The sequence below is a fragment of the Billgrantia sp. NRB1 genome, assembly GCF_056921725.1.
Window position 1 is genome coordinate 2,539,044 of sequence record NZ_CM167783.1, and the last position, 17,131, is coordinate 2,556,174.

The 17,131-nt window shown below is 68.3% G+C and carries 15 protein-coding genes; 3 read left to right on the forward strand and 12 right to left on the reverse strand.

Annotated elements, in window-relative coordinates:
• Positions 1 to 11 precede the first annotated feature (11 nt).
• The 8 genes from ACZIYR_RS11520 to ACZIYR_RS11555 form a co-directional block, all read right to left on the reverse strand.
• On the reverse strand, positions 12 to 1,007 hold the full coding sequence (locus ACZIYR_RS11520) for a septal ring lytic transglycosylase RlpA family protein (protein WP_483526796.1): 996 nt from the start codon (positions 1,005 to 1,007) through the stop codon (positions 12 to 14).
• Positions 1,004 to 2,068, reverse strand: a complete 1,065-nt coding sequence (gene mltB, locus ACZIYR_RS11525; RefSeq protein WP_483526797.1) for a lytic murein transglycosylase B — start codon at positions 2,066 to 2,068, stop codon at positions 1,004 to 1,006. Before mltB ends, ACZIYR_RS11520 begins: the two co-directional genes overlap by 4 nt.
• Positions 2,069 to 2,330: 262 nt before the next feature.
• Positions 2,331 to 3,491, reverse strand: a complete 1,161-nt coding sequence (rodA, locus tag ACZIYR_RS11530; RefSeq protein WP_483526798.1) for a rod shape-determining protein RodA — start codon at positions 3,489 to 3,491, stop codon at positions 2,331 to 2,333.
• A 4-nt stretch (positions 3,492 to 3,495) separates the two neighbouring features.
• Positions 3,496 to 5,403, reverse strand: coding sequence for a penicillin-binding protein 2 (gene mrdA / locus ACZIYR_RS11535; RefSeq protein ID WP_473033934.1), 1,908 nt, complete (start codon positions 5,401 to 5,403; stop codon positions 3,496 to 3,498).
• 41 nt (positions 5,404 to 5,444) lie between these two features.
• The gene (gene rlmH / locus ACZIYR_RS11540) at positions 5,445 to 5,912 is read right to left on the reverse strand and encodes a 23S rRNA (pseudouridine(1915)-N(3))-methyltransferase RlmH (protein ID WP_483526799.1); all 468 of its coding nucleotides are present in this window, start codon (positions 5,910 to 5,912) and stop codon (positions 5,445 to 5,447) included.
• The gene (gene rsfS / locus ACZIYR_RS11545; RefSeq protein WP_473033935.1) at positions 5,909 to 6,271 is read right to left on the reverse strand and encodes a ribosome silencing factor; all 363 of its coding nucleotides are present in this window, start codon (positions 6,269 to 6,271) and stop codon (positions 5,909 to 5,911) included. Before rsfS ends, rlmH begins: the two co-directional genes overlap by 4 nt.
• 67 nt (positions 6,272 to 6,338) lie before the next feature.
• Positions 6,339 to 6,968, reverse strand: coding sequence for a nicotinate-nucleotide adenylyltransferase (nadD, locus tag ACZIYR_RS11550; RefSeq protein ID WP_473033936.1), 630 nt, complete (start codon positions 6,966 to 6,968; stop codon positions 6,339 to 6,341).
• Between the two features lie 53 nt (positions 6,969 to 7,021).
• Positions 7,022 to 8,329 (reverse strand): glutamate-5-semialdehyde dehydrogenase, encoded by a 1,308-nt coding sequence (locus ACZIYR_RS11555; protein WP_483526800.1) that lies wholly within the window; start codon positions 8,327 to 8,329, stop codon positions 7,022 to 7,024.
• A 90-nt stretch (positions 8,330 to 8,419) separates the two neighbouring features.
• Between ACZIYR_RS11555 and ACZIYR_RS11560 the strand changes: the two genes are divergently transcribed.
• The 3 genes from ACZIYR_RS11560 to ACZIYR_RS11570 are packed head-to-tail and all read left to right on the forward strand — an operon-like array spanning position 8,420 to position 11,672.
• Entirely contained in the window at positions 8,420 to 9,307 is an 888-nt protein-coding gene (locus ACZIYR_RS11560) for a hypothetical protein (RefSeq protein ID WP_483526801.1), read from the forward strand.
• Positions 9,294 to 10,229 carry a diguanylate cyclase domain-containing protein gene (locus ACZIYR_RS11565; protein WP_483526802.1) on the forward strand — a complete coding sequence of 312 codons (936 nt, stop codon included), beginning with the start codon at positions 9,294 to 9,296 and terminating at the stop codon, positions 10,227 to 10,229. Before ACZIYR_RS11560 ends, ACZIYR_RS11565 begins: the two co-directional genes overlap by 14 nt.
• A gap of 39 nt (positions 10,230 to 10,268) precedes the next feature.
• Positions 10,269 to 11,672 carry a bifunctional DedA family/phosphatase PAP2 family protein gene (locus ACZIYR_RS11570; protein ID WP_483526803.1) on the forward strand — a complete coding sequence of 468 codons (1,404 nt, stop codon included), beginning with the start codon at positions 10,269 to 10,271 and terminating at the stop codon, positions 11,670 to 11,672.
• 268 nt (positions 11,673 to 11,940) lie between these two features.
• Here the strand turns inward: ACZIYR_RS11570 and ltrA are convergent, their stop codons facing one another.
• The 4 genes from ltrA to mpl form a co-directional block, all read right to left on the reverse strand.
• Complete coding sequence (gene ltrA / locus ACZIYR_RS11575; protein ID WP_483526804.1) at positions 11,941 to 13,272, reverse strand: group II intron reverse transcriptase/maturase; 1,332 nt, start codon at positions 13,270 to 13,272, stop codon at positions 11,941 to 11,943.
• A gap of 655 nt (positions 13,273 to 13,927) precedes the next feature.
• A complete protein-coding gene (locus tag ACZIYR_RS11580; RefSeq protein WP_483526805.1) occupies positions 13,928 to 14,551 on the reverse strand; it encodes a LysE family translocator in 624 nt (207 codons plus the stop codon).
• 108 nt (positions 14,552 to 14,659) lie between these two features.
• On the reverse strand, positions 14,660 to 15,304 hold the full coding sequence (locus tag ACZIYR_RS11585) for a flavin prenyltransferase UbiX (protein ID WP_483526806.1): 645 nt from the start codon (positions 15,302 to 15,304) through the stop codon (positions 14,660 to 14,662).
• Entirely contained in the window at positions 15,297 to 16,688 is a 1,392-nt protein-coding gene (gene mpl, locus ACZIYR_RS11590) for a UDP-N-acetylmuramate:L-alanyl-gamma-D-glutamyl-meso-diaminopimelate ligase (RefSeq protein WP_483526807.1), read from the reverse strand. The genes ACZIYR_RS11585 and mpl overlap by 8 nt, the downstream gene beginning before the upstream one ends.
• Positions 16,689 to 17,131 lie beyond the last annotated feature (443 nt).

The following is a 17,131-nucleotide window of genomic DNA, read 5'->3' on the forward strand; positions in this document are numbered from 1 at the left end:
AATGGCGCCGGTCATTCGGCACCGTTGACGACAAAGGCCTGGCCGAAGCCGGCGCGGCGCAGCTCGTCGCGCAGCGGACCGACCTGGCCGGCATCGGCCAGAGGGCCGACCTGCACCCGGTGCATACCGGTGGCGCTGGCCACCCGCACCGGATGCGACAGCTCGCTCTTGAGCCGCGCCTTGAGCGCCTGGGCGCTGTCGGCCGAGCCAAGCGCGGCGATCTGTAGGTAAATGGGGCGGCCTTCCGCGGGGCGGCTCTCCGCGGGACGGATGACGTCGGGGGAGGCCCCGTTGGCGGCGGGCTGGCCACTCGCCGGGGCCGCGGCCAGCTCGCGGGCCGAGGCCTCGGCGACATCGGCGACGCTTGTGGCGGGCGCAGGGCGCTGGGCCCCGCCTCCCGAGTCCTGGCCGCGTTCGGCCAGCCAGCGCTCGGCATCGATCGCCTCCACCTTCACCCGCCCGGTCCCGTGGTCGAGGATGTCCAGGCGCGCCGCGGCGGCATAGGAGAGATCGATCTCGCGGTCGTTATGGAAGGGCCCGCGGTCGTTGACCCGCACGATCACCGACCGACCGTTATCGAGGCTGGTCACCCGCGCATAGGTGGGCAGCGGCAGCGACCGATGGGCGGCGGTCATCTTGTACATGTCGTAGATCTCGCCGTTGGAGGTAGCGTAGCCGTGGAACTTCTCCCCGTACCAGGAGGCGGTGCCCTCACGGGCATAGCCCTGCGCATCCGGCAGCACCCGATAGGTCTTGCCCCACACCTCATAGGTGGGGCGGTTGCCGCCACGCGAGAGCGGCTCCACTCGGGGGACCGCGTCGGGCACCCGGCTGACGTCGGGAGGATCTTCCGGATAGGCGTCCCCGGCCATGGCGTAGCGCTGGCCGCTGGCGGGCGGGGTCGGCGTCGTGGCGCTCTCCCGCGGGGTCTCCCTGGGTGTGCCACCGCCGCCGGCACAGCCCACCAGCAGCGCCGCCACGACCAGGACCGCTCCAAAGCGCCTCATGCGTCGCCTCCTGCAGCGTCGTCCGCCTCGAGCGGCGTGTGGGCCAGGGCCAGGGTCGCCTCGATGGCCTCGGCCAGCTCGGTCACCGCCATGGCGTAGAGGTGGCTGTGATTGTAGCGGGTGACGACATAGAAGTTGTGGTCGCCCAACACGTAGCGCCAGTTGCCCTCACCGTCCTCCAGGGAGACCGGCAGCAGGGGGTAGTCGTCGGCAAGGCCCTCCGGCACGCTGATACCGGCTTGCGACACAGCCTCGAGCGGCACTGCCGGCGGCTGGGCCGCACGGTTGAAATCGATCCCCTCGGGCGGTGTCTCGGGTCCCGTGGCCTCATGGTAGATCGGCTCGGCTTTACGCCAGCCGTGCTCGGCGAAGTAGTTGCCAACGCTGCCGATGGCATCCACCGGGTTGGTCCAGAGATCGCGCCGGCCATCGCCGTCGAAGTCCACCGCATAGGCCCGATAGCTGGTGGGAATGAACTGCGGGTAACCCATGGCGCCGGCATAGGAGCCCTTGAGGGTGCCGGGGTCGACGCCCTGCTCGCGGGTGATCTCCAGGAAGGCCGCCAGCTCGCCGCGGAAGAAACCGCCGCGCACCGGGTGGTGAAAGGCCAGGGTCGACAGCGAGTCCAGGACCCGGTGACGACCGGTGAAGCGGCCGTAGCTGGTCTCGACCCCGATGATGGCGGCGATGACCGCCGGCGGCACGCCGTATTCCGCCTCGGCGCGAGCGAAGGCCTCGGCGTGCGCCTCGATGAAGGCCGCGCCACGCTCGACCCGCTCGGGCTGCAGGAAGATCGCGCGATACTCGTCCCAGCGCAGGTGGCGCTCGGCAGCGCCCGCCATGGCATCCAGCACCTCCTGCTGGAAGACCGCGTCGCCCATGGCGCTTTCCAGCCAGTCGCGCTCGATGCCGCGCTCAACCAGCTCCTCGATCAGCTGCAGCGTCTCCTCATGGGCGGCGGGGTCGAAATCGGCGGCGCTGAGCGCTGTCGCCCCCCCGCCTAGTGCAGCCGCGGCCAGGGCCGTCAGCGCCCGCTTCTTCCACTTGCTTGCTGGCATCATCCGCGTGCCACTCCCTGATATTTCCGTCATCGAACTCGCCTAGGCACCGTCTGAAAACTGGCTACGCTCGACCATACGGCGTTAAAAATCGGCTCAAAGTACTCATTTACACCCAGTAAACTCCGTCATTTCGCCGATTTTTGCCTTGTCTGGCCTTCGCTCGCCGACTTTTCGGACAAAGCCTAGCAGCCTGTCGGAGTTAACGTTGATCTGCTATGAAAACCGGGCTTTCTCGCGATGATCGGTCAAATCCGACAGGCGGCTAGCGCGGCAGCAGCCGGCGATGGCCGTGAATCGACATGAGAATACCGAAACCGGCCAGCAAGGTCACGCTGGAGGTGCCCCCGTAGCTCACCAGCGGCAGGGGCACTCCGACCACCGGCAGGATACCGCTGACCATGCCCACATTGACGAACACATAGATGAAAAACGTCAGGATGATGCTGCCGCCCAGCAGCCGACCAAAGGAGTCGTGGGCGGCCGCCGCCAGCCACAGGCCGCGAATCACGATCAGCAAGAACAGCGTCAGCACCGCCAGCATCCCTACCAGGCCGAACTCCTCCCCCAGCACCGCGACGATGAAGTCGGTATGGCGCTCGGGCAGGAACTCCAGCTGCGACTGGGTGCCCTGCAGCCAGCCCTTGCCCCACAGCCCGCCGCTGCCGATGGCGGTGGTCGACTGGATGATGTTCCAGCCCGCCCCCAGCGGGTCGCTCTCGGGATTGAGGAAGGTCAGCACCCGCTGGCGCTGGTAGCCGTGCAGGTTCATCCACACCAGCGGTAGCGCCGCCGCCGCCAGCGCAGCGAAAAAGGCGATGAAGCGCCAGGAGAGCCCCGCCAGGAGCACCACGAAGATCGCCGCGCAGGCCACCAGCAGCGAGGTACCGAGGTCCGGCTGGCGGGCGATCAGCAGCACCGGGACGCCGATGAGCAGCGCGCATACCGCCAGGTCTCGCCAGCGCGGCGGGAGCTCGCGTCGACTCAGGTAGGCCGCCACCATCAGCGGCATGGCCAGCTTCATCATCTCCGAGGGCTGAAAACGCACCACCCCGGGAATGGTCAGCCAGCGCTTGGCGCCCATGCCCACATCCCCAATCAGTTCCACGGCCACCAGCATCAGCAGCCCCCCGCCGTAGACCAGCGGGGCCCAGCGCAGCAGGCCTGCGGGGGTGACCTGGGCGAGGGCCAGCATGACCACCAGCGCCACCAGAAAGCGCGAACCCTGGGCGATGACCGCCTCGATGCGCTGGCCGCTGGCGCTGTAGAGCACCGCCAGTCCGGCCACCATCAGCACCAGCAGCATGGCCAGCAGCCAGGGATCGAGGTGGGTACGCTCCCACAGGCTCTTGCGCCGGGACATCCCGCTCTCGGGGGGGCGTACCGGATAGCCGCGCAGGCTTCTTGTCAGATCCATCAGTGCCATGCCGTCAGTTTCCCGCCACGCTGCCAGTGTCGTTTTCCATCGCCTCGCGCAGCTCCTCGACGTCCGCCGCCTCGTCTTCCAGGAGCCAGCGATCGGTCATGGCGCGGGCCAGATGGGCGGCATGGGTGCTCCCCCCCCCGGCATTCTCGACGATCACCGCCACGGCGATCTGCGGGTCCTCGAGGGGAGCGAACGCCATGAACAGGGCATGATCGCGCAGGCGCTCGGCCAGCTCGTCGGCGTCATAGCGCTGATCCTGGCCCAGCGAGAAGACCTGCGCCGTGCCAGACTTGCCGGCCATGCGATACTCGAGCCCCGCGCCGGTGCGCCGCGCCGTCCCCTCATGGCCGCTGAGCACCTTCTCCATGCCGGAGAAGACGCGGTCCCACCAGCCGTCATTCGTCACCTCGATATTGGGCGGAGTGTCCGGCAGCGCCCCCTGCACCGGCGCATCGCCGATCCGGCTGGCCAGGCGCGGCTTGACCCACTCGCCCCGGTTGGCCAGCACCGCGGTGGCGGTGGCCAGCTGCAGCGGGGTGACCTGCCAGTAGCCCTGGCCGATGCCTACCGAGAGGGTCTCGCCGGGATACCAGGGCTGACCGAAACGCCCTCGCTTCCACTCCCGCGAGGGCATCAGGGCCGCGCTCTCGCCGAAGACATCGTGGGCCACCCGCTGACCGAAGCCGTAGGCGCTCATGCGGGCATGCACCCGATCAATCCCCAGGTCGTGGGCCAGGGCATAGTAGTAGGTGTTGTTGGAGACGGCGATGGAGCGCTCCATATCCACCCGTCCATGCCCCCAGCGCAGCCAGTTGCGGTAGCGCCGTGAATCGTTGGGAAGCTGATAGTAGCCGGGGTCGTTGATGGTACGATCTGGCGTAATGGCCCCTTCGACCAGTCCCGCCATGGCCAAGAACGGCTTGATCGTGGACCCCGGCGGATACTGCCCCCGAATCGCCCGGTTGAACAGCGGCAGGTCGATGTCGTTCTGCAGCGCCCGGTAGGAGGCGACGTCGATGCCGGTGACGAACTGGTTGCTGTCGAATCCCGGGGCCGAAACCATGGCCAGTATCTCACCGGTCTTGGGGGCGATCGCCACGATGGAGCCGCGACGACCGTCGAGCAGCTCGTAGGCCAGGGTCTGCAGCTCCTTGTCCAGGGTCAGGGTCAGGTCCTGTCCCGGCACCGGATCGGTGCGCCCGAGCTCACGCAGCACCCGGCCGCGGGCGTTGGTCTCGACCTTGCGCAGCCCGGCCTGGCCGTGCAGCACATCCTCGTAGAAGCGTTCTACCCCGGTCTTGCCGATGAAGTGGGTGCCCGCATAGCGACCGCTGTCCAGGCGCTGCAGCTCCTCGGCATTGATCCGTCCCACGTAACCCAGGGCATGGGCCATGATCTCGGCGTCGGGGTAGTAGCGTAGCAGCTGGGCCTCGACCTCGACGCCGGGCAGGCGGTGGCGGTTGACCGCCAGCCGAGCGATCTGCGCCTCGTCGAGGTCGCTCATCAGCAGCGCCGGCTGGAAGGGGCGCTGACGCTGCCGCGCGCGAACGCGAAAGGCTGCCGCCGCCTCCTCGTTGAGCTCGAGCAGCTCCACCAGCAGCGCCAGGGTGGAATCCAGGTCGACCACCCGCTCGCGAATCAGGGTGAGATTGTAGGTGGGCCGATTCTCGGCCAGCAGGACGCCGTTGCGGTCGTGGATCAGCCCCCGGGTCGGCGGCAGCGGCTCGACGCGCACCCGGTTCTTTTCCGACCGGGTGCTGTAGACCTCGTGCTGGACGACCTGCAGATAGACCAGCCGCCCCATCAGCAGCCCGGTCAGGGTCACGATCAGCAGCACCGCCACCAGCGAGCGAATGCGAAAGATGCGCAGCTCCTGCTGGGGGTTCTTGAGGGGGTCACGGCGCTCGCGCATGCCGGCAAGGACCTCGCAAAAGGGACGCGTTCAGGCGTCGGTCAGCGGTGATAGGGATGCCCCACCAGCAGGGTCCAGGCACGATAGAGCTGCTCGGCCAGCATCACCCTGACCAGCGGATGCGGCAGCGTCAGCGGCGACAGCGACCAGCGCTGATCGGCGCTGGCGGACAGCGCCGGCAGCAGCCCATCCGGGCCGCCTACCAGCAGGGCCACGTCGCGCCCCGCCAATCGCCAGCCTTCGGCTTGCTGGGCCAGCTGCTCGGTGCTCCAGGGTTTGCCGCCAACTTCCAGCGCCACGGTGATATCGTCATCGCGCAGGCGCTCGCGAATGCGCTGCGCCTCGAGTGAGACGGCACGCGCCACGTCGGCATTCTTCCCCCGCTGACCGGGCGCGATCTCCTCGATCTCCAGGGCAAAGTCCCGGGGCAGGCGCTTGCGATAGGTCTCCACCCCCTCGTTCACCCAGGCGGGCATCCGTGTTCCCACCGCCAGCAGGCGAACCCTCATGCCCCGCCGCGCTCCGATTCTCGCTCGCTATCGCTGGGCAGGTCGGCCCAGAGGCGCTCGAGGTCGTAGAGCTCACGGGTCTCGGGCAGCATGACATGCACCACCAGGTCTCCCAGATCCACCAGCACCCAGTCGGCGCCGGCCTCCCCTTCCACGCCGAGAGGCTGAAGTCCCTCGGCTTTTGCCACCTCGACCACATTGTTGGCCAGCGCCGCCACATGGCGGGTGGAGGTGCCGCTGGCCACTACCATCAGGTCGGTGACACTGGTGAGGTGCGATACGTCCAACATCGCCACGTCCTTGGCCTTGAGCTGCTCCAGCGCGTCCACCACCAGAGTCCTGAGCGAATCGATGTGCATAGTCCCTCGTCAACGGGAAGTCATGGTCAGCGACCATTGTATCGTCTTGTGGCACGGCTGGCAGCGTTCAAGGGCTGCGATAGAGGCCTTGGCGCTGGATCCGCGTCTCCACCGCCTCGGGGAGCAGATAGCGCACGCTGGCGCCGCTGGCCAGTCGACGCCGCACCTCGGTGGCGGAGATCGCCATTCGCGTGGGAAGCCGCAGCCGCAGCAGCCCGCCCGCCGGGTGCCGCATCAGGGACTCGACGCTATCGACCTCGCGCCCCTGGATCAGTTCGGCCAGGGGCGCAGAGAGCGACGCCTGGTAGTCGGGGCGGTCGATCACCACCAGATGGGCCAGGGCGAAGAGTCGCTGTGGCGCGTGCCAGTCGGCCAGGCGCAGGAAGGCATCGACGCCCAAGGCCATCACCAGCCTGGCCTCGGGACCGTAGGTGTCGCGCAGGGCCGCCAGGGTATCGGCGCTGTAGGAGGGGCCGTCGCGGTCGAGCTCGCGAGAATCGGCGACGAGGCCTGGGGTGTCGCCGATCCCCGCCTCGAGCAGCGCCAGACGCGTTTCGGGGGCCACCCGGGGCTCGCCGCGCAGCGGCGGCATGGCGGCCGGGATCATATGGACCCGATCCAGGGCCAGCGCCTCGCGCAGCTCCACGGCGCTGCGCAGATGCCCCAGGTGCACCGGGTCGAAGGTGCCGCCGAGCATGGCGACACGCGGTGCACAAGGTGGCTCGCCCACGGGCCGCAGAGGCCTCTGGCTCACTGGCGTACCTGGCCGTCGCCGTAGACCACGTACTTGCGAGTGGTGAGCCCCTCGAGGCCCACCGGCCCCCTGGCATGGAGCTTATCGGTGGAGATGCCGATCTCGGCACCCAGGCCATACTCGAAGCCGTCGGCGAAGCGGGTCGAGGCGTTGACCATCACGGAACTGGAATCGACCTCCGCCATGAAGCGCCGCGCCAAGCCATAGTGCTCGGTGACGATGGCATCGGTATGGTGGGAGCCATAGCGCTCGATATGCTCGATCGCCGCCTCGATGCCATCCACGACCCGCACCGACAGCACCGGCGCCAGGTATTCGGCGTGCCAGTCCTGCTCGCCGGCCTCGGCCGCCTGGGGCAGCACCGCCCGGGTGCGGGTGCAGCCGCGCAGCTCGACGCCGTGGGCGGCGTAGGCCTCGGCCAGGCGCGGCAGCAGCGTCTCGGCCACCGGCGCGTCGACCAGCAGCGTCTCCATGGTGTTGCAGGTGCCATAGCGCTGCGTCTTGGCGTTCACGGCGATCTTCAGCGCCTTGTCGGGATCGGCGCTGGCATCGATGTAGACGTGGCAGACCCCGTCCAGGTGCTTGATCACCGGCACCCGCGCCTCACGACTGATGCGCTCGATCAGCGACTTGCCGCCACGCGGGATGATCACGTCGACGAACTCGGGCATGGCGATCAGGCGCCCCACGGCGGCGCGGTCGGTGGTCGCCACCACCTGCACTGCCGCCTCGGGCAGGCCGGCATCGTGCAGCCCGGCATCGATGCAGGCAGCGATGGCGGCGTTGGACTCGCGCGCCTCTGAGCCACCGCGTAGGATGGCGGCATTGCCCGACTTGAGACACAGACTGGCCGCTTCCAGGGTGACGTTGGGCCGCGACTCATAGATGATGCCGATCACCCCCAGCGGCACCCGCATCTGCCCCACCTGGATGCCGCTGGGACGCGCACGCAGCCCGTCGATCTCGCCGACCGGGTCGGGCAGCGTCGCGACCTGCCTCAGGCCCTCGATCATGGCGTCCAGGCGCCCCTCGTCGAGGGCCAGGCGATCGAGCAGGGCCGCCTCGAGGCCAGCGTCCTGCCCCCGCGCCAGATCGGCGGCGTTGGCCGCCAGCACCGCCGAGCGCGCTTCATCGAGCCGCTCGGCCATGGCCAGCAGGGCGGCGTTCTTGTCGGCGGTGGCAGCGCGACGCATACGGGTGGCGGCCTGGCGCGCCGCCTGGCCGAGGCGGGTCATATAAGCGTCGACATCGCCGGTACCCTGGGCATCGGCGAAACCTTGAGTGTCTGTGACGTGAGCGGACATGCGGTAAGAAATCTCCTTGGCCGCGGCGCCATCCGGCGCGGCGGGCATTATACTGGCGCGACTCTGAGTTGAGCTCCATAGTAAGGCACCATGCAAAGCAAGTACAAAGTCGGCCGGATGCGGCTGAACCTGCTGGCCGCGGCCCTGCTGCTGGCCGTGCTGGCCTACCGTTCTGAGCTGGCCTCCAGCGCCCTGCTGCTATGGCTGGCGGTGGCTTGGCTGACGGTGACGGCGGCGCTGCTGGAATTCAGCCACCGCCGTCCGGCGACGATCCCCTGGCAGCTGCTGCCGAGCCTGCTGCTGGCCGGCCTGCTGTGGACGGACCCGCATCGCCATGCGCTGTGGATCTGGGTCTGGCCCGCCCTGCTGATGCTTCCCCAGCCGAGCTGGATGCTGGCCTTCAGCATCGCCCTGGCCACCCTGACCTGGTGGTCGCTCTACGACCTCTGGGGCTTCGAGCAGGCGCTACTCTCGGGGCTGGTGCTGGCGACGCTGATGCTGCTCGGGATGGCCCATCACCGCCAGCTCCAACCGCTGCGGCTGGCGGCCCGTCAACGCGCCAGGCTCATTCCCGGGCTCTCGCTCTGGTCGGCCCAGCAGCTCAGCGCCGACCTGCAGCGGGAGCGCGCTCGCTGCCGTCGCGAGGGCGTGCATGGCGAGCTGCTGCTGATCAGGACGCCGCGCCATCTGCTGTGGTCATCGGCCCAGGAGCTGTGCCGCCAGACCCACGGCTTCGAGAATTGCTATCGCCTTGACCATCGCACCCTGGCGGCCCTGCTGTTGAGCCGTGACGTCAACCAGGCCGCGCAGCGCCGCCGGGGGCTGCTGGAACGGCTACGGGCACCGACCAAGGCTCGCTTCGTCAGCCTGAACGCTGCCAGCAGCCTCAAGGAGCAGCTGCAGCGACTCGAACGCCAAGACACCTCGCTGGAGATCGAGGCCCCCACCGACATGGAGATCGGCCATGGCGGAAGATGAACAGTGGGCGGCCCGGCGCTTTGCCGCCGCCTACGCCGTCGGTGCGCTGCTGGTGGCAGGCTACGCCTTCTGGCACTACCTGATGGGGGACTACGCACGCATTCTGGTGCCGGCGGTACTGGCACTGCTGATGCTGGTCGCGGCCCTGCTGCGCCTGGCGCTGGCTAGCCGGGCCAGGCCCTCGGCCTACCTGGTTCTGATCGCCGGCTACCTGATGCTCGCCCTGGAACTGCCCCACATCGGCGATGCCGGGGCGCTGTGGCTCGGCCTGGCACCGCTGCTGACCCTGCTGCTGCTGCCGCTGGCCTCCGCCATGCTGCTCAACGTGGTGATGGTGCCGATCTGGCTCATGCTGCTGGGCGACGACCAGCTCGACGCCGAGCTGGCGCTGGGGTTTCTGGCCCTGATGGTGGTCGCCACCCTGATCCCCTGGGAACAGCGTCGTCAGCAGGCACTGGTCGAGGCCACCGACCCCCGTGATCCCCACTGCAACGCCCTGACCAAGGCCGCCTTGCGCGAGCTGCTGGCCAGCGAGTTCCAGCGCACGGAGCTCCTCCATCAGCCGCTCGCCGTGCTGGCCATCCATCTGCCGCAGCTGGAAATGGCGGGTGAGCAGTTCGGGCCTCGAACGCACCAGACGCTGATCGACGCCCTGTGCCGAGAGGTCAACCGCTGCTCTCGTCGCCACGACTTCCTCGGCCGCCAGGGCCCGGCCAGCTTCTGGCTGGTGCTACCGGACACCAGCGAGAGCGGGGCGCAGTTGGTTCAGCAACGGATCAAGCAGGCCGTGGCGCACACCGTGCTGGTGGATACCGGACCACTGCAGGCCCCCACGGAGCTCTGCCAGCGCCTGCCCGGCGAGGCTTGGCCGCGCTTCGAGCAGCGCCTGGTCGCCACCACCCGGCGCCTCGCCGATGCCTGACCCCTCCCTTCGGCAGAGTTTCCCCCAAGGAGCTAACGCTTGAGCCTGACCGACTTCCTGTACCAGCTCACCCCCTCCCCCGGCATGCTGCTGCTGATCATCGGCATCATCGCCCTGCTCGAGTCGCTGGCCGTGGTAGGCCTGCTGATTCCCGGCGTGGTGCTGATCACCGCCGCCGCCTCCCTGGCCGGCCACCAGGAGCTGGCCATTCCCGCCGTGCTGCTGGCCGCCTTCGTGGGCGCGGTGGTCGGCGACGGCCTGAGCTTTGCACTGGGCTACACCCAGCGAGAGCGGGTGCCGCGCCTGTGGCCCTTTCGCCAGCACCCGGAGTGGCTCGCCCGCGGCGCCCGCTTCTTCCAGCGTTACGGCACCCTGTCGGTGTTCTTCGGGCGCTTCGTCGGCCCGGTGCGACCGGTGATCCCACTGATTGCCGGCATGCTGCAGATGTCGCCGCGCGCCTTCACCTGGGCTAATGTGGCCTCGGCGCTGATCTGGGCGCCGGCCTATGTGCTGCCGGGCTACCTGCTGGGCCAGACCTGGCAGCAGCTGCTCGACCTCCCCCCGGGCCTGGAGATGTGGCTGATCGGCCTGGGGCTGCTGGTGGTCGCCCTGGCAGTGGCCTTCTCCTGGCTGCGCCATCAGGTCACCCGGGCCGGCGCCACTTACCGCGGCCTGGCCCGCCTGGCCGGCCGCCACCCCGCCGCTCGGCGCCTGTGGCTAGCGATGACCCGCGGTCCACGCAACGAAGTCCCGCTGGCTTCCTGGCTGCTGCTGATCGTGTCGCTGGCGGCGCTCTCGGGCTGGACCATCGCGGTCATCCGACAGGCCGGCCCCTTCAGCATGGATCTGACGGTGCATGCCCTGTTTGCGGACCTGACCCTCCCCTGGCTGGACGCCGCCGGACAGGGACTGGCGCGCATCGGCGACACCTACGGTATCGTGGCGCTGATTCTGCCGTGGTCGCTGTGGCTGCTGACCAGGCGGCGACGGGATGCCCTGCTGCACCTCGGCGCCGGGCTCGGCGCCATCGCCGCCCTCAACACCCTGGGCAAGGCGCTGATCGGCCGCCCACGCCCCGAGACCCCGGACTACCTGACCGGCTCGCTGGCCTACCCCAGCGCCCACGCTTCCACCGCGGTCGTGCTTTACGGACTGGCCGCCGCCTTCATCGCCCAGGAGCTGCCCCATCGTCTGCGCTTCTGGGCCTACTGGGCGGCCATCGCCCTCGCCGTGCCCATGGCGCTATCGCGCCTGGTGATCGGGGTGCACTGGCTCAGCGATCTCATCGGCGGGGCGCTGCTCGGCCTGGTGGTCTGCGCCCTGGTGCGGCTAGCCTGGTTGCGCCGGGTCCGGCCGACGCTCACTCCCTGCCCCTGGGTGGCGCTGGCCGCCGCCTCGCTGGTGCTGGTGTCGGCGCGTATCGCCTGGCTACCGCCGGTATGAACCGTATGCCGTATGCCGTATGCCGTAAGCCGTAAGCCGTAAGCCGTAAGCCGTAAGCCGTAAGCAATGAGGCTGCTCTCCAACCTCGACGCAGAAATGGTTTCACTCACAGCTTAACGCTTATGGCCTTTTATAAGGTTCGTCGCACGTTAGCGTGAACATCTTTGGCAAGCTTCAAGGATAGGGGTCGGGAAGGGCTGTGCCCTCCCCGCCCTCCGAACCGTGCGTGCGGTTCTCCCGCACACGGCTCTCCAGTCGATGGTTTTCCTCATCGGGATTGGCTCGCGTACCGCCAGGCTCCGGCTAGGGTGAAGAGCCCTGCGGTCGCGAAGAACGTATTCGACCAGCGCCATGTGTCCGACCGGGTGTTACCACGCCCCGGGCGCTTCTCCTGCTTGCGCAGCATGGCCCGAAGACGTCGACGAATGAAGCCATCCAGAGGCCGGAACGTCGTCCGATAGGCATGCTGGAAGTAGCCGAACCAGCCTCTCAGCATGGGGTTCAGCGAGGCAATGACGTGCCGCAAGCTCTTGCCTTCCGTCCGCCGCGTCTTGCTTCTCACCTTGTCCTTGAACGCCTTGAGGCTCTTCTTACGCACCCAGCGCCTGCCCGCCTCGAAGCGGTAGCCTAGGAAGTCGAAACCCTGTCCCTTCTGCCGGCAATCGCCGACGTGGGTCTTGTCAGGGTGCAGGGTCAGGCCATTCGCCGCCACCCATTCCTGTACGTGGGCCAGGGCTTGTCGGGCCTCCTGCTCACTGTGGCAGAGAATGACGAAGTCATCGGCATACCGCACCATACGGTAGCCGTGCTGTGTCACTTCCTGGTCCAGCGGATGCAGGTAGACGTTCGCCAACAAGGGGCTAATGATCGCTCCTTGTGGCGTCCCTGACGTGGGGGTCCATCGGCTCATGTCGCTGACAATATCCTGGTTCAACCAGCTTCGTAGCAAGGCCAGCAGTCGACCGTCGCTGATCCGTCCCTCGACGCGGGCCATCAGGCGGTCGTGCGGGATGCTATCGAAATAGCCTTGCAGATCCGCATCCACCACCCAGGTCATGCCCGCCTTGAGCGCCTCATCAACGTCTCGTAGGGCATCCTTGCAGCCTCTGCCCGGCCGGAAGCCGTAGCTCATCGGCAGGAACTCATGCTCGAAGATCGGTTCGATCACGCGCTTGACCGCTGCCTGGACAATACGGTCCTTGACGGTCGGAATGCCCAGCGGGCGCATCTTGCCGTTGCCCTTGGGGATCTCGACGCGTCGCACCGCTTGCGGGCGGTAACACCCCGCTGCCAGGTCGGCCTGGAGCTCCTCAAGGTAGCGTTCGGCCTGCGACGCAAAGCGGGACACGCTTTGCCGATCGACACCCGCCGCTCCCTGGTTGCGGTAGACCTGCAGCCAGGCACTGACCAGGGTCGACGAGCGGTATACCTTGTCGATCAGACTGAACCACTTACGTCCTTTGACGCCGTTATCCAGCGCCGCCAACATGCGGTCCGTCCAGATCGAGCGGTCAATCCCTGCCATCGTGGCGGGTGTTGACGCATCTTGTTTAGCCCCATCGTGGGGCACTGTCGATGCTGTGCTGTCGCGTTCGCTCATCTCTGGTCGTCTCTCGCATCCATCTTCCTGCCTCCCTTCCCTCGACGCAGGTTCTGTTCTCTGCGCCTCCTGTGCGGCGCCTTGGCGGTAGGCAGAGTCCGCGCTCCAGCATCTCTCGATCCCGGCTTTCGCCGGGATGAGCCGTGGCCAGGGCGTGATCCGCACGCCGGTACTATGAAGGCTCTGACTCCTGGCCGCCGTCACCTCGGCCGCCAGGTCTCCCCGATTATCTCGTACACCCTTCCTGACGTTCCGCCTCCAACCACCTGGCAGGTCCCGTCGTCGCTTTGTCCGCCATGCCAGCGCGACGGGTGAGTTTCAGGCTTCGCTATCTCCCAGCGAGCTCGCCACCTGACCCGGCCGAATCGAGTTCGTCATCCTACGGACCGCCAGTTCGCCTCCGGTTGCTCCCCACCCCGCCTCGCGACGACGCAGTTACCTTTGGCTACGGGGCCATGGCTTACCCCGATGCGGACTCTCACCGCACTGTGTGCACGCCTTCTCGGGCGCACTAGGAGGCCGGCTCTGCCGGGCGAAGGCGCCGCAGGCGCCCTTTGGGTAGCGCTGCGCGCTACTTCGCGAGCTAAAGCTCCCTCCCACAGGCCAGTTCACGCCAGTCTGCGAAGAGTCTTTTATAGTTCCCGGCGAAGCCGGGTCACCCCAGCGCCAGCCAGAGCCCGACCCCCACCATCAGCGAGCCGGCGATACGGTTGAGCAGACGCAGATTGCCGCTGTCGCCGAGCAGCCGCCGAAGCCCCTGGCCGCCGGCGGCATAGAGCAGCAGGCAGAGGAACTCGATGGCCAGGATCACCCCGACCAGCACCATCAGCTGGCCGGCGAGCGGGCGTGAGGCGTCGAGAAAGGGGGGCAGCAGCGCCACGAAGAAGGCCCAGCCCTTGGGATTGGCCACCGCGGTGACGAACCCCTGCAGGGCCAGCTGCCCGCGGGAGGCACGGGGGAGCTCGACGCGCTCGAGGGGAATCGCCATGCGCCCCCGGGAGCGCCACATCATCACCCCGAGATAGCCCAGATAGGCGCCGCCGGCCCACTTGAACAGCGCGAACAGCTCCGGCTGACGCAGCATCAGGGCGGCGACGCCGGCCCCTGCCGCCAGGGCCACCAGCCCCACCCCGATCAGCTCGCCGGCCATCATCCACAGGGTGCGCCGCACCCCCTGCGTCATGCCCAGGACCATCGAGAGGGTCATGCACATGCCGGGGGTCAGCGATACGAACAGGAAGGTCGGCACGAACACCGACAGCAGCGACAGCTTGATCATCCTCAGCACCTCATCCTTTCATCCTTGAGAATCGGCAGGCTAGCCGGGTGGCGTTACTGCCTGATGTCAATAGCGAGCCGCGCTCGTCGCAACGTAGGCCCGCGCGACTCAGCGGCTCGCGCCGGGCTCCCCCCAGCGCGGCATCAGGCGGTGCCCGATCCCCAACTGGTTGAGGATGCGTGCCACGATAAAGTCGACCAGGTCCTCGACCCCCCGCGGCCGGTGGTAGAAGCCGGGCGCGGCGGGCAGGATCACCGCCCCGAGGCGACTCAGGGTGAGCATATGCTCAAGGTGAATGGCCGAGAGCGGCGTCTCCCGCGGCACCAGGATCAGCCGGCGACGCTCCTTGAGGGCCACGTCGGCGGCGCGCTCGATCAGGTTGTTGCTGGCACCACAGGCCACCGCCGAGAGGGTGCCGGTGGAGCAGGGACAGATGACCATGGCCGAGGGCGCGCCGGAGCCGGAGGCCACCGGCGCCATCCAGTCCTCGCGCCCGAAGCAGCGGATCTGTCCCGGGGCGGCGCCGCTGCGCTCGGCGAGCGCCTCGGCCAGCCGTTCGGGACGGGCCGGAAGTTCACTATCGGTCTCGGTGGCAATCACCAGGTGCGCGGCCTTGGAGATCATCACCCAGACCTCGTGATCGGCCGCCACCAGCGCCTCGATCAGGCGCAGGCCATACTGGGCACCGGAGGCGCCGGTCAGGGCCACGGTCACCGGTTCCTCGAAGCCCGCCGCCTCTCTCTCGTCAGCCATGAGCCACCTCCAGGGCAGCGATGAGTTTCTCGTGAATGCCGCCGAAGCCGCCGTTGGACATCACCACGATGCGGTCACCGGGACGCGCCTCGGCCACCAGCGCCGCCACCAGGGCCTCCAGGTCCTGGGTCAGGCGTGCCGGCACCGGGCTCTCCTCGACCACCGGCGCCAGCGACCAGTCAAGCCCCGGCGGCTGATACCAGAAGGCCGCATCGGCAGCGGCAACGCTCTCGGCCAGTCGCGCGCTCAGGGTGCCCAGGCGCATGGTGTTGGAGCGCGGCTCGATGACTGCCAGCAGCCGACCCCGGGCGGTGGCCGCACGCAGGCCCGAGAGGATGGCGGCGATGGCCGTTGGGTGATGGGCGAAGTCGTCGATCACCTGGATGCCGGCGATCTCGCCGCGCACCTCCTGGCGTCGCCGGGGGGTCTCGAAGCGGGCCGCCGCCGCACAGCCCCGCGCCAGGTCGACGCCGCACAGATGTGCCGCCGCCAGGGCGGCCAGGGCATTGCGGGCGTTGTAGGCGCCGGTGAGCGGCCAGTCGACCACCGCATCCTCGTCGATGCGCCCGGCGCCCTCCCCCTGCTGGTGAATGACCCGGAAGCGGCTGGCGTCCTCGCGCTCCAGCGCGAAGCGCCAGGGGCTTTCGGCCTCGCTGCCGAAGCGCACCACCGGCGTCCAGCAGCCCTGCTCGAGCACCCGCTCGAGCGCCGACTCGCCGTCGGCCACCAGCAGCGTCCCCTTGCCGGGCACGGTGCGCACCAGGTGGTGGAACTGGCGCTCGATGGCGGCGAGGTCGGGGAAGATATCGGCATGGTCGAACTCGAGATTGCCAAGCACGGCGACCTCGGGGCGGTAGTGGACGAACTTGGAGCGCTTGTCGAAGAAGGCGGTATCGTACTCATCGGCCTCCACGACGAAGGGGCTACCCGGCGCGCCGAGGCGGGCCGAAACGCCGAAATTGCGCGGCACGCCGCCGATCAGAAAGCCAGGCGCCAGCCCCGCGGATTCCAGCAGCCAGGCGAGAAGACTCGCCGTGGTGGTCTTGCCGTGGGTACCGGCCACAGCGATCACCCGCCGCCCGGGCAGCACCTGCTCGGCCAGCCACTGGGGCCCGGAGACATAGGGCAGGCCGAGATCGAGCACCGCCTCCACCTCGGGGTTGCCCCGGGAGAGCGCATTGCCGATCACCACCAGGTCCGGGCGCGGGCTCAGATTGTCGGCGGCATAGCCCTCGCAAAGCGCGATACCGGCCTGTTCGAGCTGGGTACTCATGGGCGGATAGACGCCCGCATCCGAGCCGCTGACCGTGAAGCCCCGCTCACGCGCCAGAAGCGCCAGACTGCCCATGAAGGTGCCACAGATACCGAGGATATGGACGTGCATGCGCTCTCCTGACTGCCTACTTGCGCCGCGGCCTCCCACCGCGGCAGGGTGAGGCGAGACTAGCATGGCACCGGGAGCCCCTCCAGCGGCCAGCGAGCAGCAAGATCGTCCACCGGTCTCGCGCAATTGAGAAAACGAGGGCGCTGGGGGCAAGCTGAAGAGGAGGTCCGATTCCAGGGGTGAGAAGCACTGCTTCGAACGGGCTGGCCATGGATGGCCAGCACCGGTCCTGCAAGCGGAGCGGGACGCGAGAGCGAAGCAGGGAATCGGTAGCGTACAGGGAAGTATTCACAGCGCCTCCTCGAAGGCTTGTCGCCAGATAAGCACCGAGTGGCCCACTGCCTACAGCGAGAGGGAGGCTGGATGCAGCCTCGGCCGCTTTCGGCTAGACTATTGCGCCGTTTCACCGACCCGTGAAAACCGCCCATCCCCCTGCACGCGAC

Coding starts and splice junctions, on each gene's coding strand:
- mrdA (WP_473033934.1), bottom strand. CDS start 5,403: ATGCGCGAGCGCCGTGACCCCCTCAAGAACCCCCAGCAGGAGCTGCGC.
- ACZIYR_RS11565 (WP_483526802.1), top strand. CDS start 9,294: ATGGCGGAAGATGAACAGTGGGCGGCCCGGCGCTTTGCCGCCGCCTAC.
- ACZIYR_RS11520 (WP_483526796.1), bottom strand. CDS start 1,007: ATGAGGCGCTTTGGAGCGGTCCTGGTCGTGGCGGCGCTGCTGGTGGGC.
- ACZIYR_RS11580 (WP_483526805.1), bottom strand. CDS start 14,551: ATGATCAAGCTGTCGCTGCTGTCGGTGTTCGTGCCGACCTTCCTGTTC.
- rlmH (WP_483526799.1), bottom strand. CDS start 5,912: ATGAGGGTTCGCCTGCTGGCGGTGGGAACACGGATGCCCGCCTGGGTG.
- mpl (WP_483526807.1), bottom strand. CDS start 16,688: ATGCACGTCCATATCCTCGGTATCTGTGGCACCTTCATGGGCAGTCTG.
- rsfS (WP_473033935.1), bottom strand. CDS start 6,271: ATGCACATCGATTCGCTCAGGACTCTGGTGGTGGACGCGCTGGAGCAG.
- ACZIYR_RS11560 (WP_483526801.1), top strand. CDS start 8,420: ATGCAAAGCAAGTACAAAGTCGGCCGGATGCGGCTGAACCTGCTGGCC.
- nadD (WP_473033936.1), bottom strand. CDS start 6,968: ATGCTCGGCGGCACCTTCGACCCGGTGCACCTGGGGCATCTGCGCAGC.
- ACZIYR_RS11555 (WP_483526800.1), bottom strand. CDS start 8,329: ATGTCCGCTCACGTCACAGACACTCAAGGTTTCGCCGATGCCCAGGGT.
- ACZIYR_RS11585 (WP_483526806.1), bottom strand. CDS start 15,304: ATGGCTGACGAGAGAGAGGCGGCGGGCTTCGAGGAACCGGTGACCGTG.
- ltrA (WP_483526804.1), bottom strand. CDS start 13,272: ATGAGCGAACGCGACAGCACAGCATCGACAGTGCCCCACGATGGGGCT.
- mltB (WP_483526797.1), bottom strand. CDS start 2,068: ATGATGCCAGCAAGCAAGTGGAAGAAGCGGGCGCTGACGGCCCTGGCC.
- rodA (WP_483526798.1), bottom strand. CDS start 3,491: ATGGCACTGATGGATCTGACAAGAAGCCTGCGCGGCTATCCGGTACGC.